Consider the following 15798-nt stretch of genomic DNA (forward strand, 5'->3'; position numbering starts at 1 on the left):
AAATTAAATGAGAAAGTCTATTTCTTCAAAATTAATGTTTATCATGGTTGCAGCTTTAACTTTGGTGTTGGCAGCTTGTTCAAGTAATGAACCTGCTACGACGGATACTGCGAATACAGAGGCTACAACTTCCGATGCTGCTACTACAGCTCCAGCCACAACAGTTGAAATTACGGATGCTCATGGAACGGTAACTGTGCCTGTACATCCAACGAAGGTCGTTGCTCTGGATAACAGAACATTTGAGACTCTGTCCACTTGGGGCGTCAAATTAGCAGCAGCGCCGAAGGATGTAATGCCTGCGGATTCACCATATGTGGCGGATGAATCGGTACAAAATATTGGGAATCATCGCGAACCAAACCTTGAACTATTGGCATCAATACAGCCTGACCTTGTCATTGTTGGTCAACGATTTGCTAGCTACTATGAAGACATCAAAAAATTAGTACCTAATGCAGCAGTGATCGACCTTAATATTGAGCTTGAAGAAACAGCATCACCTGGAGAAAACTTTGTTAATGGACTTAAAGATGCAACAACCAATCTAGGTAAAATTTTTGAAAAGCAAGAAGAAGCTACTCAATTGATTGCTGATTTTGATAAAGCTATTGAAGAAGCTAAGGCCGCTTATAACGGTGAAGATAAAATTATGAGTGTTGTCGTATCTGGTGGAAACATTGGTTTCTCGGCTCCTCTTACTGGACGCGTGTGGGGACCATTGTATGACATTTTCGGCTGGGTTCCAGCACTAGAAGTGGATAAATCTTCTTCTGATCATCAAGGTGATGATATTTCTGTTGAAGCGATCGCCCAAAGCAATCCAGATTGGATTTTCGTACTGGATCGGGATGCAGCTGTATCTGCTGAAGAAGGTGCCGTTCCGGCTCAGGACGTTATTGATAATTCACCTGCTCTGCAAAACACCACTGCTATTACTCAAAAACAAATCGTTTATGCTCCAAACGACACGTACACCAATGAATCCATCGAAACTTTCTTGGAGTTGATTAACAACCTTACGAAAGCTTTAGCTAAACAGTAAAAAGGAGTATGCTGCAGTGCAGAAAAATTTAATACCAAAATTAGCTGGGGTTGAGAATTCTCAACCCCAGCGTCATAATCCCAAAAAGCTATGGACCATACCTTTTATCATTGCGATTATAGCCACTATTATTTTAGGCATTACATCACTGCTTATTGGAGTCTATGACATACGAGGACAAGCGGATGGAATGGAGATGTTCTTCATTACTCGTGTCCCAAGAACTGTTGCATTAATGCTTACCGGTGCCGCAATGGCAATGGCAGGACTGGTCATGCAGCTTATTACACAGAATCGCTTGGTGGAACCTACCACCACCGGAACAATGGAATGGTCAGGGCTGGGGATCATGTTTATATATCTGGTCTTTCCTGCCCCGAGCTTAACGCTAAGAATGACTGGTGCAATCATTTTTTCTTTTATAGGAACGATGATTTTTTTTATGTTTCTAAAGAAAGTTAAACTCCGTTCGTCTTTGGTTGTCCCCATTATTGGGATGATGCTTGGAGCTGTCATTTCTGCATTTTCAACTTTCGTTGGGCTTGTGTTCCAAATGACTCAAAATATCGAAAGCTGGTTTGCAGGCTCCTTCTCATCTGTGCAAATTGGCAGGTATGAATATTTATGGCTCATCGTATTGGTGACTATTCTTATATTTGTTTTTGCTGATCGGCTGACATTAGCCGGACTAGGGGAAGATGTCGCTACCAGTCTTGGCGTAAATTATGACAGGATCATTCTTTTGGGTACTGCGCTTATTTCACTAGCCGTTGGAATCGTTGCAGCGGTCATTGGGAACTTGCCTTTTCTAGGGTTAATTGTCCCCAATATTGTCTCCATGTTTAGGGGTGACGATCTCAGGAGCAATCTGCCATGGGTGTGCTTATTAGGGATGGGCAGCATCATTGTGTGTGATATCCTGTCTCGTGTCATTATTATGCCTTTTGAAATACCTGTCTCGATGATCCTTGGAACAGTGGGATCCGTCGTATTCATTGTCATTTTGTTAAGACAAAGGCGGTCAACAAGGAGGGTAAGATGAGCAACTTAGCAAGTAGAAATCCACTGAGTATCGAAATCGATTCTAGTCGTCGTCCTAAAAAAAGATCAGCTAGAGCCTTCCGTACCAAAAAAGAAGAAAAGCGCTATTGGATTTTGCTGATAACATTAATTGTTCTGGGCGTTTTTGCATCGGTTGGGCTGCTGATTTATAACAATCCGGTCCCTGTGTCTTCGCCTTCATTCATACCTGTTGTTACAAGAAGGGTAGTTGCTCTGGTTTCAATGCTGATCGCTGCAATCTGCCAAAGTTTGTCCACGGTTGCTTTTCAATCGATTACGAATAACAGAATTATAACTCCGTCCCTTTTAGGTTTTGATGCTATTTATTCAACCATTCATACGAGTACTATATTTTTCCTTGGTGCTACGGTATTTGTGAATTTTAGCGGTGTTGATTCCTTTTTATATCAAGTTGCTGCAATGGTCATCATGTGTTTGATTCTTTATGGATGGCTGCTTTCCGGAAAATACGGCAATTTACAACTTCTGCTTCTGGTCGGCATTATCATTGGCACCGGGCTGAGGTCCGTATCCTCGTTTATGAGAAGACTTCTTGCACCGTCCGAGTTTGATATTTTGCAGGCAAGAATGTTTGCTTCCGTGAATAATGCGGATTCTGCCTATTTCCCGATTGCGATTCCTATCGTCATCATTGCAGCAATTCTGCTGCTTGCTAATGCCAAGAGGTTAAATGTATTGTCGCTGGGTAAGGATGTCTCAACTTCCTTGGGAACTAAACATCAAAGTAGTGTGATTTATACGCTGGTTCTGGTTTCCATTTTGATGGCCATTTCGACGGCTTTGGTTGGACCACTTACATTCTATGGATTTTTAGTTGCGATTTTGAGTTATCAGGCAGCGCAAACCTATGATCACAGATATGTTTTCCCAATGGCTCTTGCGATAGGGTTTGTGATCTTAACCGGTGCATACTTTGTTATGAATCATGTTTTCAATGCCCAAGGTGTTGTTTCCATCATTATAGAATTGGTTGGCGGACTAACATTTTTAATTGTGATTTTAAGGAAGGGTTCTTTATGATACAGATCAATAATGTCAAAAAAACCTATGCAGCCGAGGTAGAGATAGGCCCTTTGAATATTCATATACCCAAAGCCGGTCTTACTTCTTTAATTGGACCCAACGGTGCGGGGAAATCGACGACACTTCTGATGATCGGAAGACTTTTGGATTTGGACGAAGGTCAGATCAAGGTTGCCAATATGGATGTTTTCACGACCAAGTCAAAAGACTTGGCCAAGATTATAACGGTTTTACGACAAGAAAATCATTTTGTCACAAGGCTTACCGTTAGACAACTTGCTGGATTTGGACGGTTTCCTTATTCTAAGGGAAGATTAACGGATGAGGATGAAGCTATAATCTCTAAATATATTGATTTTCTAGACTTAACTGATCTGGAAAATAGATACTTAGATGAGCTTTCAGGTGGTCAGAGGCAAAGAGCTTATGTCGCAATGGTTTTGTGTCAGGAGACGGAATATGTACTTTTGGACGAGCCTCTGAACAATCTGGATGTTGCTCGTTCTGTTCGGATGATGGAGCATTTGAGATATGCTGCTAATGAATTTGGAAGAACGATTCTGACGGTTATGCATGATATCAATTTTGCTGCCAAATATTCGGATCGAATATGTGCGATGAAAGATGGACAAATCGCCGCTTTTGGAAGCGTAGAAGAAGTGATGGACCCCGAAATTTTAACAGATATTTTTGAAACGAAAATTGAAATTATCGATGGTCCATATGGACCGATAGCGATCTATTAGCTACAAGATTTAATGAAAAGTTGTTTGTTAAAATGGTTTTCAGAAAGTAGAGTGATTATTCACTCTGCTTTTTTTTATTCAATGCCGAGCATCCTCCTGCAAAATTTTCTTTCTTGTTCAAAAGGTATTTTCGCTTACAGAGCGTTCTTTTGGATATGGAAAGCGATTTTGCATGCCATAAATTGGCTTGAAGGTTCCAGATAGTGTAATCTGGAGATTATGAAAACCCATTTGAACGAGAAGGGATCGGGATGATTCAATGACGCAAAAAATCTATTATGACTCTGCTTATACAAGAGAGTGGCATACAACGATTACAGGCAGAGTAGACAAGGAAGACGGCGTGTATGTCACGCTGGCGGAGACTGCTTTTTACCCGCATGGGGGTGGACAACCTTGTGATCTGGGTCAAATTGGCGGCATCGCTGTTCTGGATGTGAACATCGAAGATGGTGAAGTATGGCATAAGCTGGAACGCGTCCCTGAAGAGACTGAGGTACATTGTGAGATTGACTGGGAGCGAAGATTCGATCATATGCAGCAGCATACGGGTCAGCATTTGTTATCGGCAATCACGCTAAAGCTTACTGAAGCGATGACCCTCAGCTTCCATCTTGGTACGGAGTATGACACGATTGATGTGGCTGCGGCTGAACTGGGAGCGAATCAATTAACCGCCATTGAACAAGAAGTGAATCGTCAGATCTATCGTAACGCTCGCATCAACACGTCCTGGGTTACAACAGAAGAGGCTGCACAATTGCCACTGGTGAAGCAGCCTACGGTAACAGAGGACATTCGCATCGTCGAGATCGAGGGTGTGGAGTATAACGCCTGCGGTGGAACTCATGTGTCAGCGACGGGTGAGATTGGGATCATCAAACTGTTGAAAACCGAAAAAGTGAAGGGTGGCACCCGCATTTATTTCAAATGTGGAACAAGGGCGCTGAATGAATTCACAGCTGCACAAAACGTGCTCAATAGCATCATGGTTAAATTAAAGACCAGCAAGGACGAATTATTGGAGCGAATTGAGAAAATGGAGCTGGAGCAAAAGCAGCTGCAAACGGAGCTGAATGCATTGAAAACAACAAACGATGCCTATTATGCGGAGGAACTTCTGGCCGCTCGGCAAGGGCTGGTGATTGCTCAGGTCTTTGAAGACAAATCGCTCAAGGATATGCAGAGCCTGGCTACCAAGCTGACGGCAGACCATGAGGGGCTTGTACTCTTTGCCAGTATCTCAGAGGCCAAAGTGGTTCTGGCACAGAACGGACAGCCGCCTGAATGGGCTTGTGGACCTTTCTTCAAAGGCAATCTTGGAGCCTACCAAGGCAAAGGTGGCGGCAGTGAAAAGATAGCTCAGGCAGGCTTTGCCAGCAGTGAAGATGCGCTTGCCTTTTACGAATTCACCAAGGACCAGTTGGGACATCACTGATTCGTATTGTCCTTTATGAGACACGTAGGCATTGAAATATGAGTAAGGGACAAGCACGTCACATTGTGGCGTGTTTTCCATTGCCAATAGTTGAAGGAGGTTGGAATATGACAGAACGAATTCCATGTATACGAGAAGGGTGTACAAATACCATTTTGCCAGCAACGGCTGCCAGAACAGGTGGGTATTGCATGCCTTGCAAACAGGAGATGGAACGCGAGGAGCGCCAGAGATACATTGAAGCGAATCGACGTGACGTGAAATTGTATGCAGGTATCACAGACCCGGTCGAAATTTTGAAAATCATGCACAAACCTCAGGTTCGCGATCCACTAATTCGTTATACACCCTATGAACAATCCGAGGAACAGGTATATCTATCTTTGTCTGTAGAGCAACAAGATCAGATGAAGGATTACGCGATGCAACGGGTTCATTCAGGAGATGAAGATACGGGCAAAGACATTCTGGTATATCTGGTCTGCTACCATGATATATCGTTGACTGCTGAAATTCCTGAGCTGCTGGAACAGGAGATCTATTATCCTGCCATTTTGTATAAAAGTGCCTCGGGTGAGGTTCGTGATCGTCTCTTGCAGCAGGTGAACACCGATGATGAGAATCGGAATCATATTTTGCTCATGCTGGCCCATATCGGGGATGATGTTGTTGTGCAGCAGTTCCGGCAGTGGAGACAGACTCCGCCATCTTGGGCGAGTGAATTGTACGTGGCGCCAGAGCATTACACCACTGAAGCTGGTTGGGAGCTTACAAAAGACGGGCAGCGCAGGGAATTATTCACCACCCCAAGTTATTCACTCTATAAAGTAAAAGAGAATGAAGGACCTAACGTGGAGTTAACCGGAAATTCACTCTCGATGCTGAACCCTAGCAACAATGGCTGTCCATGGTGTGGCAATGCGTTAACCACCTTAATTAGTCTGGATGTTAAACATCCCGCTCTGAAGGACGTGTCTTGGCATGCCCAGCAACTTCAGATACAGACTTGCGTGATATGCGGCAGTTACGGTGTGGTTTACATGGAGCTGGACGCAGCAGGGGAACCGTTATGGAGTTCACATAATGTCATGCCTATGGGAATGGACGAGATTGACCCGGACGACTATGGTAAACTTGCACCGGATGTTGGCCAGCAGTTTCGGATTGCGAATGCATCGCGTCATGCATTCCATGCCAGTGAGTGGGCGATGGAACCCTCGCTATCTCAGGTCGGCGGCCATCCAGGATGGGTTCAGGATGCGGAGTACCCAACATGTCCACGCTGCTCCACGAGAATGAAGGCTGTCGCACAACTGGATTGTGGCGAGGTTGAGGAATATGGTGAGGGTATGTACTACATGTTCATATGTGAGCCATGCCAAATAACTGCCGTTTCGTACCAGCAATCTTGATGGTGGACTACAACAAAAAGGGGCATCCCATAAGTTCTTGAACTTCATGGGATGCCTTTTTAATGTATCGTCAGATTTTCCTACAATTCTGCAGATGCCTGCTTCAGCAGTCCCGACAGCCATTCATAATCTGGTGTATCTTTTTCCTTGAGCTTGATCGTTTTGCGCTCTTCCGGGCCTTCGAATATCCCATCGGGCAGATCGAGTCCGGTTGCATGGAAGATGGTGAAGGATACGGCCTGTTTGGATGGCGAGATGACCGCAGCATACTTTCCGTTTTTTAGAAAATGAGGTTTCTTGTATTGCACGCGTTCTTGTACGTCAGGGATGGTATCATGCACCAACTGGCGCAATTGTTCAGCGACTTGTATTTGCCAGGGGATCTGAATCTGTTCAATAAACGCAGTAACTTCTGCATTCTTGGTCATACTTGTTCACCCTCCATATGGATCTGATTGTGTGTTTCCCATTCTGGTCTTAGGATTCCCATCATCAAGCGGTCATAACGCTTACCATCACGATATACAGCTGAGCGTGCCCGACCTTCCAACTGAAAACCAACCTTCTCATAGGAACGGATTGCTTTGGCATTGTAGGCGATGACATCGAGGCCAACCCTGTCCAGATTCATCTCATGGAACGCATATCGCAAGATAAGATTCAACGCTTCCGTGCCATATCCCTTGTTGCGATGTTTGGCAAGTCCGATGCCAATGGCAAGCTGTCCGCAGCGGTTATTCCATTCAATGCTATGAATGACGACAAAACCAATCAGCGTATCCTCTTCATGCGTGCGCAGTCTGAAGTACACTTCCTTGTTCTTTGTTTCTCCCTCATCCTCCAACTGTTTCTCCGAATAGGGAATGGCAATGTCGGTATCTACATTTCGAAGGTACTCCGGGTCTTCGTTCCATTGCAGCATGGTCTCCACATCTTCAGGACGTGGTGGCGTCATTTTTAATCGTTTGCTATAAAATAGGTTGTCCGTAGTTAGTGTCATAGGGGTCTCCTTTAAAATAGGTTAAGATGGCTTCACCTTGGTTTCACATTTAACTCTATGTATATTTCGCAATAGACCTCGCCCCTTTGGCATCTGATAGCCTCATCATACTGGAAACTCCAGGTGAATCACAATAGCGTATTTCAGAGGATATAAGCAACCTCTTGTCATAAAACCTAACACGGTAGTAAGATGAAAGGATTGATATATATTCAGTGATAAAACCAATAAAAATGACGGCAGGAGTGGTACGTTTTGGAGATTAAAGTGGATGATTTGAGTGGAGTTCAAGTTAAGGCTTTAATTGCGGAGCACTTGCAAGGGATGGCAGCAGATTCGCCTCCAGAGAGCATTCATGCGTTGAATCTGGATGGACTCAAGAAACCCGAAATTACATTCTGGTGTGCTTGGGAAGGGGACGACTTGCTCGGCTGCGGGGCTATCAAAGAACTTGATCCAGAGCATGCAGAGTTGAAATCGATGCGTACCGCTTCGGCTCATCTGAGAAAAGGCGTAGCGAGAAAAATTTTGGCTTATATTATGGAGGTCGCCACAGACCGTGGTTATAAGCGAATCAGTCTGGAGACGGGCTCAATGGATTCGTTTATCCCGGCACGGAAGTTGTACGAAGACTTCGGATTCGAATATTGCGAACCATTCGCAGATTATATATTGGACCCGAACAGCACGTTTATGACAAAAACAATCTAAAGTGATCTACATGAGAAACCAGCATCCTGTTTTTTTACAGGATGCTGGTTTTTTTATTTTGCAACATATCTTACATTTTAAAAGTTGAAAAAAGAGTAGAATAAACTCAATAATGCAACGTGGCCTTGTGACAAATAATGTGGAGGGAGTCGTGCATGGTTTACTGGTGGTTTGATCATATGAATCCGCTGTTTGCTGTCTTGGTGTTATGTCCCATCATTGCTGTAGTGCTTGGAGTGTGCAGTTTTTTTGCCAAATGGTTTAGACTTTGGGGAGCGATGATAATCTCTTTTATGCTGCCTTTATTGTATATCGCGAGTGATCTGTCCACATGGAGAGGCAACCTGGACGCTTGGTTCATCTATGGGGCAGAGTACATTTTGCTCACCTGGATTATACACAGATTGCTTCATGCGATTGTGGGGTATAAAACATAGGTTATGTCCCTATACGTTTGGGATGAATTGGCCATAAGGAACTTCTGGGCTGATTGATGGACAATAGGGTATACTGGACATTATGTTTATGAGATTGTTCAAAATTATAAAACAAGACATTACAGACGTTTTTTACATCAGGAGGACTTGAATTGGCTCAGACAGAAGGAACATTACAGAAGAAGCTTAAACCAAGACACATCAGTTTTATGGCTATGGGTGGTGTCATTGGAACAGGGATTTTCAAAGGTAGCGCAGAGACGATTGGAATCGCAGGTCCGGGCGTGATTGTCACGTACATTTTTGCCGGATTATTGCTGCTGGTTGTTATGGCCGCGATGGCGGAGATGGCTACGGTGTACAAGAACAAAAATATGAAAGACTTCGTGCAGGAGGCATTTGGTAGCCGAGTATCCTTTGTTATGGGATGGATGTATTGCTTTCTGTGGTTATCGGTATGTGTCATTGAGATGATTGCTGCCGGGAGTTTTTTGCAGTATTGGTTCGCGGAAGTACCGCTGTGGATGCTGAGTCTGGCTTGTGCGGCGTTCATTATACTCGTTAATCTGTTAAGTGTAGGTGTGTTCGGGGAATTTGAGTTTTGGCTGGCCGGGATCAAAATTGCCATGATCATTATTTTTATCTTCCTGGGTGCAGGGTTGATCTTTGGTATTATCCCAAGTGATAACACGCCATATCTGCAGAATTATACGCAAACAGGAGGCTTCTTCCCGAACGGATGGTCATCGATCTTCTCGGCACTGCTTGTGGTTATGTTCTCTTACGGGGGATCGGAGCTGATTGGTCTGACCCTGACCGAGACGGAAAATGCAGAAAAAGTTATGCCCAAAATCGTGGGCAATTTCATGCTCAGAATTATTCTGTTCTTCACCTTGCCGATTCTCATCATCTGTGGTCTTATCCCATGGAATGAAATTGGGCCGGAGAGCAGTCCGTTTGTACAGGTGCTTGCCTCTACAGGTTTGCCGGGAGCAGCACACATAATGAACTTTATTTTGGTGACGGCAGTTCTATCTGCTGCGAATTCAGGGATTTATGGTGCATCCCGGATGATGCACTCCATGGCAGTGGGCGGGGAAGCTCCGAAGGCATTGTCACAGACGAATCGCAACGGTAGCCCTGTTAACACACTTCTGGTGTGCTCAGTAGTTTTGCTCGGAGGTTCCTTGCTTGGTTTGTTCGCGCAGGATCAACTGTTCCGTGTATTGCTCGCAGTTCCGGGGTTTGTCGTAATCCTTGTGTGGATATGTATTGCCTCATCACAGTTGAAACTGCGGAAGAGATATCCGGTTCAACCGACCTTCAAAGTATGGGGATTCCCTTACATAACCGGAGTCGTTGTACTATGTCTTAGTGTGATTGCGGTGATGTTTGTGTTTGATGAAGGTAATCGGTTCAGCATTAGCATCTGTCTTGCCGTGCTTGCGTTGCTGATTATCTGGTCCCTGATTCGATTCAGGAGGACAAATGGGTAGTCATAATTAATGAGAAAACTTTATAAGTAAAATAGGGACTGCTTTCAGCAGTCCCTATTTTATACACTTTGAACGAATATATTTTGTTCTATAACCAGAACCGATTGCTAGAATGAACATTAACACATTCCTATTACATATTAGACGTATATCTAATCTTTGGGTAGCTTTTCCCAAGGGGCGGAGTACTTTGCGGCGATTTCACCAAAGCGATACTGGATTATGCTTCGCCCTTTTTGTTTAAGTGCCATAATATGTCAGATTTCAATCTTCAACTTTAGAAAACGGAGATTTGATTTTAAAGAATTCCTTATATGACATTGGTTTTCGGCCAATCAGACGTTCAAGATCTCCAGACGTTTCCGAGAATTCTCCAGTGTTGATTGCCCGCATCCAACCTAATAAGAAATCAGTCATATGATCAGGTAAGCCATTCGCTACCATAGTGTCTATATATTCATTTTCGCTAATTGCCTCGTAAGGGACATTAATCTCACTAATCTCCGATAGGGCTGCAGCAATGTCTTCGAAAGAGCTTCCCTCACTGCCACTTAGAGTATATGACTTATTTTCGTGTCCGTTTTCGGTGAGAACGGCTACGTTGGCTGCCGCCAAATCATCCAGAGATGCAGCGGATACTTTACCGGAACCCTTTGGTACTCGCACACCTCCAAATTTAAGTGCATCTCCAGAGAACGAATTTATGACTTCAAGATATGGTGGATTCCGCAGGATTGTATAGTCTAATCCGGATGCTTTAAGCGTTTGTTCAGCAAATAAGTCTGACATCGTTACTTCGGGCAAAATTAGATTTGAATTTTCTTTTCGTATGATCGACGTGAAGATCACTTGCTTAACCCCAGCCTGCTTTGCAGCAGCGATGACGTTGAAATGTTGTGTATTGCGATCGGTAAATGCTACCGCGGAAATGAGCATCACTTTTTCAACACCATCAAAAGCTTGTAGAAGAGAGTTATAATCAAAATAGTCGCCCTGGTGGGCTTCCACACCTTCTTTAATAAATCTTGCCACTTTATCAGATTCCGGATTACGGACTAATATAGCGACCTGATTTGACGGAACTTTTTTGAGAAGAAGTTCTAGCGTTCTGCTTCCGAGATTACCTGTTGCTCCAGTAATAAGTATTTTCCCCATATTTACAACTCCTTTGAACGTCTATAAATACATGAAAATATTTTGTTTCACATTCTCATCTTGAAAACTTACCGTCTTACATTCGTCAGTGTACTACCCCATTCACCGACTGGTTCAAGCCAGCTTACGATTCTATCATCAATGAGGTTGGTAAGCGCACCTTCATACTCAGCACGATAAGGTTTAGTGAGTTCATTTTGAATCCAACTTTCTCTTGTTCCTTGCCAGATTTCATAGACCACCAGATCATCAGAATGATCAAGATCATCGGAGACGATCGCATTAATAAAAGTGGGTTCACTTTTGAAATTGCTAATCATCGCGAATAGATTGTCACGGAAAGTTTCTTTCTTACCGGGCTTAATTTTGAAACGGATATTGAGAACGACTAGTTTGTTGGTTGTTGACATCATTACACACTCCTCAATTCTTTTATTTTCTTTATATTACAAGGCTCATTATGTACCATGTAGCGCTTTTAAAATAGTACGTACTTTTTGGTTATATAGTAACCAAAAAGTGATAATTGTGATGAATCAGGTCATAAATTGATTTTGAAATTACTCTATTCTACATTTATTCTCTGATATTCATCCTTGCTCAATGTCTTCTCTGCATAATTCTTACCCCATTCACAAAGAGCTCGCAGAGTGGGTTCAAGTGACATACCCATTTCTGATATTGAATATTCCACTTTTGGTGGTACCTGATTGTACATTTTTCTTATAACCAGATTATCACCCTCCAACTCCCGTAATGACTGGACTAACATTTTCTGAGAAATGGTTGGCATGAGCCTTTTCAATTCACCGGTCCGTTTAGGACCTTTTAATAAGTAATACAGAATAAGAGGTCTCCACTTTCCGCCAATGACATCCAAGGTAATTTCCAGATCACAATAAAAAGTTTTCAATTGAGAAACACCATCCCTCATTTAATTTCCATTATTATAGTACATGTGTTGATTCAATCAACCTTCCTACACAACACTCCTAATACTGAATAAACATAACTCATGAATTCCTTATGAAAGAAACCTGTAATTAATATCTGCATGGTCAGTTATAATGACGCGGATTTTGTTTGGCAAACAAACTGAGATAAAGCCTAAATGCAGTTCCAATGAACAAAGCTATCACGGCCATGATAGCGTTTTTATGTAAACCCAATATTTTCTTGCCTAATTCGACATATTCGTTTACTATTTTCCCATACATAGTGCTTCAAGCATGTGTTTTTTGGGTAGCGCCTAGTCAAAAAGGCTTGGGTTCACGGGAGAGGAAGAGGAGCGGATGATTGGTTTTTTTAGAAAACGTTTGGTTGTGCGTATTGTTGCAGTAGTCACACTGGTCATTACGATTATAGCCGTGGGAAGCATGCTGTTACAGGTGGCCAATATGAAACTAGCTGCGCAGGAGGCCATTTCGAGTTACAACATCCAGATTGCTCAGAGTTATGTGAATCAGCTGGATACAGCATCTTATGCTGAGTTTGCCAAGGACCCCAAGGAGAATGACGAATTCTTGAAGATTCGTGATGAACTGGATGACTTTCGCGTAAGCATTGGTGCAATGTATGTGTATTTCGTCAAAATAGATGACAAAGGTACGCCACTTATTATGGTGGACGGCATGAAGGATGCAGATAAAGCCTCACCGATTAATGAAGTTACGGATGTCCCTCAGGAGGCTGTTCAGAAGCTGTTGCAGGGGCAAACAGCCAGTTCTTCAATTATTAACAATGAGGAGTACGGCGACTATATTTCCTCTTACGCTCCCATGCTGGATAGTAATGGCGCTGTAACAGGTGTAATTGGTATCGATACGGCGGTATCGGTGATCGGAAGCATTGAATCGGATATTATGAAATCGAGTATTCCCTTCTATGCTTTACTGCTACTAATTACACTTATAGGCATTGCTGTTGTCACGTGGTTTATCGTAAGAGGACTGCGGCCACTTCAACCGCTGAAGGCGAGTGTGGAAAAAATGGCACAGGGTGAGCTTGCAGAAGCTAATCGAATTCTGACGTCGTATCGTTTGCGCAGCCAAGATGAGATTGGAACAACATATCAAGCGATGATACATATGTCCGGGAACTTGAATAAAATTGTGAGTAACATGGTTGAAGGCGTAGCAGTAACCACAGATATTTTATCGGAATCAACGAAGGAATTTAATCGCAGTACCGAAGAGATGCTTGAGATGGGCAAGACGGTTGATCAATCTGTCGAACAGATTAGGCAAGGGGCACATACGCAGAAGCAGGGTGCAAGCGATAGTGTGAATGCGATGGAAGAGATTGCAAAAGGCATAACGGATATTTCCGAATCCTCGATGATTGTATCGGATGCAGCAACAAGTGCGCTTTCTACGGCGGAGTCCGGTAAACAGAGCATGACACTGATGAAAACACAGATGGAGAGCATCTCAAATGTCTCAAGTGAGGTTGTAGCGATGGTCCAGGTGCTGAACAATTACTCCCAGGAAATTGGTGGTGCCCTGCACACGGTTCGTGATTTTGCGAGTCAGACCAAGCTGCTTGCGCTTAATGCATCCATAGAGGCAGCACATGCAGGAGAACACGGCAAAGGTTTTGCGGTTGTGGCGGATGAAGTTCGGAAGCTTGCAGAGGCCTCAAGCACATCCATGGAACGGATCTCCGACTTGTTGCTTCGTATTCAACAAGAATCACAACAGATTGGCTCACAGATGGGGGTTACTGCAACCGAGATTGGACAAGGGGTTACAATTACCGCAGAAGCGGAGCAAGCTTTCGCCCATGTGGTTGATGCGTTCCAACTGGTGACCCGTCGCATTCAGGAAGTCTCCGCTGCTGCAGAGGAAATCTCGGCAGGATCGGAAGAGGCCGCTGCCTCCGTCAATACGATCTCGCAGATATCAGCCGGGGTGTCGGATCATTCGGATGAAATCTATCGCTTGATGCGTGAACAGTCGGCCATGTTCAACAGGGTGGCGCAGACCTCCACCATGCTGGAGCAGCAGACGAACGAGATGAGTGAAGCCGTACGTAAAGTGAAAGTATAGTTTGAGTAAGGTGTAGAAATAGTAACGCAAAAGGTAGTTAGACAAGAGCTTGGTTTGTTGTTTAACCAGTGTAACGATATAATGCAAAAAAAGTGTTCCGCTCTTGGAGAAGTTGGTGTTCATCCCAAACTTCATTCAAAGGGTGGAGCACTTTTTTAGATTTAAACTTTTAAATGATCCAGCTCTATCGCCTGTCTGAAGCGTCGGGCGAATCGTTCTGCGGCTACGGCGGCCTCCTTGGACTCCGTCTGTACGAAGCCAATTTGCATCTTGGGTTGATCGATTCCAGCGATCTCTACCATCTTCACCAGACCTTCTTTCCATAAGGGATTTTGGTGAAAGGAAAAGTCGTGACCAATCGTGGCGGCAATATCGTTTTTTAACACCATGTTGATGGCTTCTGAATTATTTGTTTTGAACAGAATGGACAGAGGTCCATGATCAAAGGTGAATTCCTTGATGAAGTCTTCGATGAAACCATCTCGATACAGTGCCAGTTTGTGTTCTTTTAATTGATCCGGTGTAACGCGGCTGTGTTTGGCAAGTTCAGACAGGTGATGAGTACCAACTACCAACTTGCCCGAGTACATGGGACTGAAGTGAAGTCCATCGAATTCCCGCAATTGTTTGGCGTAGATCGCGATAAAGCCCAGATGGGTTTTGTTATTGCGAATATCCTCGATAATTTCCATGGACCCTTTCTCTTCAATGGAGATGTTAAGTTGCGGGTGCTCACGCTTCATTTCCGCAGCAGACTGGACAAGATAGGGCATGACACTTGGAAAAGTAGCCACATGAAGCTCTCCGCTAAGAGAGGAGGCTTCGGCGTTCAGGGATTTCAATTCATCAATCCGCTGTAAAATGTCCAGTGCCTTGGCAATGAATTGTTTGCCTTCGGGAGTGGGGTGAGTTCCCTGCCGCGAGCGTTCGAACAGGATGATACCCAATTCTTTCTCCAGACGATGAACCGATTGGCTGATCGCCGATTGTGTAACATGCAGATGCTCCGAGGCGGCGGAGAATGATTGCGTTTTTGCAATTTCAACGACATATTCGAGCTGTTCCAGATTCATGAGTTCATCTCCGTTTAGCATTAATACAACTAATGTTAACATTAGTATCTATAAATATGAATAATACATGAACAGCGATATAATATATAGACAAGCTTTATAGTTCTTTACTATATAAGTAGAACCTTACTT

General features: G+C 43.7%; 16 protein-coding genes. 10 read left to right on the plus strand and 6 right to left on the minus strand.

Annotated elements, in window-relative coordinates; all coding sequences use genetic code 11:
* Positions 1-7: 7 nt before the first annotated feature.
* The 6 genes from MKY92_RS04565 (at position 8) to MKY92_RS04590 (ending at position 6747) form a co-directional block, all read left to right on the plus strand.
* Complete coding sequence (locus MKY92_RS04565) at positions 8-1045, plus strand: siderophore ABC transporter substrate-binding protein (RefSeq protein ID WP_339299375.1); 1038 nt, start codon at positions 8-10, stop codon at positions 1043-1045.
* Between the two features lie 16 nt (positions 1046-1061).
* A complete protein-coding gene (locus MKY92_RS04570; RefSeq protein WP_339299377.1) occupies positions 1062-2087 on the plus strand; it encodes an iron chelate uptake ABC transporter family permease subunit in 1026 nt (341 codons plus the stop codon).
* Complete coding sequence (locus MKY92_RS04575; protein ID WP_339299378.1) at positions 2084-3148, plus strand: iron chelate uptake ABC transporter family permease subunit; 1065 nt, start codon at positions 2084-2086, stop codon at positions 3146-3148. The genes MKY92_RS04570 and MKY92_RS04575 overlap by 4 nt, the downstream gene beginning before the upstream one ends.
* Positions 3145-3897: an ATP-binding cassette domain-containing protein gene (locus MKY92_RS04580; protein ID WP_339299379.1), complete on the plus strand. Its 753-nt coding sequence runs from the start codon at positions 3145-3147 to the stop codon at positions 3895-3897. The genes MKY92_RS04575 and MKY92_RS04580 overlap by 4 nt, the downstream gene beginning before the upstream one ends.
* 259 nt (positions 3898-4156) lie before the next feature.
* Positions 4157-5335, plus strand: coding sequence for an alanyl-tRNA editing protein (locus tag MKY92_RS04585; protein WP_339299380.1), 1179 nt, complete (start codon positions 4157-4159; stop codon positions 5333-5335).
* Between the two features lie 107 nt (positions 5336-5442).
* Positions 5443-6747 carry a DUF1963 domain-containing protein gene (locus MKY92_RS04590; protein WP_339299381.1) on the plus strand — a complete coding sequence of 435 codons (1305 nt, stop codon included), beginning with the start codon at positions 5443-5445 and terminating at the stop codon, positions 6745-6747.
* An 80-nt stretch (positions 6748-6827) separates the two neighbouring features.
* Here the strand turns inward: MKY92_RS04590 and MKY92_RS04595 are convergent, their stop codons facing one another.
* Together MKY92_RS04595 and MKY92_RS04600 are read right to left on the minus strand one after the other, a co-directional pair.
* Positions 6828-7175: a DUF1801 domain-containing protein gene (locus MKY92_RS04595; protein ID WP_339299382.1), complete on the minus strand. Its 348-nt coding sequence runs from the start codon at positions 7173-7175 to the stop codon at positions 6828-6830.
* Positions 7172-7747: a GNAT family protein gene (locus tag MKY92_RS04600; RefSeq protein ID WP_339299383.1), complete on the minus strand. Its 576-nt coding sequence runs from the start codon at positions 7745-7747 to the stop codon at positions 7172-7174. The genes MKY92_RS04595 and MKY92_RS04600 overlap by 4 nt, the downstream gene beginning before the upstream one ends.
* A gap of 255 nt (positions 7748-8002) precedes the next feature.
* Between MKY92_RS04600 and MKY92_RS04605 the strand changes: the two genes are divergently transcribed.
* From MKY92_RS04605 to MKY92_RS04615, 3 genes are all read left to right on the plus strand, one after another.
* Positions 8003-8458, plus strand: coding sequence for a GNAT family N-acetyltransferase (locus tag MKY92_RS04605; RefSeq protein WP_339299384.1), 456 nt, complete (start codon positions 8003-8005; stop codon positions 8456-8458).
* A 155-nt stretch (positions 8459-8613) separates the two neighbouring features.
* Positions 8614-8895, plus strand: a complete 282-nt coding sequence (locus tag MKY92_RS04610; protein ID WP_339299386.1) for a hypothetical protein — start codon at positions 8614-8616, stop codon at positions 8893-8895.
* A gap of 152 nt (positions 8896-9047) precedes the next feature.
* Positions 9048-10391 carry an amino acid permease gene (locus tag MKY92_RS04615; protein WP_339299388.1) on the plus strand — a complete coding sequence of 448 codons (1344 nt, stop codon included), beginning with the start codon at positions 9048-9050 and terminating at the stop codon, positions 10389-10391.
* Positions 10392-10655: 264 nt separating this feature from the next.
* Here the strand turns inward: MKY92_RS04615 and MKY92_RS04620 are convergent, their stop codons facing one another.
* From MKY92_RS04620 to MKY92_RS04630, 3 genes are all read right to left on the minus strand, one after another.
* On the minus strand, positions 10656-11546 hold the full coding sequence (locus MKY92_RS04620; protein WP_339299389.1) for an SDR family oxidoreductase: 891 nt from the start codon (positions 11544-11546) through the stop codon (positions 10656-10658).
* Between the two features lie 68 nt (positions 11547-11614).
* A complete protein-coding gene (locus MKY92_RS04625) occupies positions 11615-11959 on the minus strand; it encodes an antibiotic biosynthesis monooxygenase (protein ID WP_339299390.1) in 345 nt (114 codons plus the stop codon).
* A gap of 152 nt (positions 11960-12111) precedes the next feature.
* The gene (locus tag MKY92_RS04630; RefSeq protein WP_313771415.1) at positions 12112-12459 is read right to left on the minus strand and encodes a helix-turn-helix domain-containing protein; all 348 of its coding nucleotides are present in this window, start codon (positions 12457-12459) and stop codon (positions 12112-12114) included.
* Between the two features lie 379 nt (positions 12460-12838).
* Here MKY92_RS04630 and MKY92_RS04635 point away from each other — a divergent pair, with 379 nt between their 5' ends.
* A complete protein-coding gene (locus MKY92_RS04635) occupies positions 12839-14593 on the plus strand; it encodes a HAMP domain-containing methyl-accepting chemotaxis protein (RefSeq protein ID WP_339299391.1) in 1755 nt (584 codons plus the stop codon).
* A 161-nt stretch (positions 14594-14754) separates the two neighbouring features.
* Here the strand turns inward: MKY92_RS04635 and MKY92_RS04640 are convergent, their stop codons facing one another.
* A complete protein-coding gene (locus MKY92_RS04640) occupies positions 14755-15666 on the minus strand; it encodes a LysR family transcriptional regulator (protein ID WP_339299392.1) in 912 nt (303 codons plus the stop codon).
* Positions 15667-15798: the final 132 nt, after the last annotated feature.

Origin of the sequence: Paenibacillus sp. FSL R5-0623, from assembly GCF_037974265.1 — a bacterium.
Taxonomy (GTDB): Bacteria; Bacillota; Bacilli; order Paenibacillales; family Paenibacillaceae; genus Paenibacillus.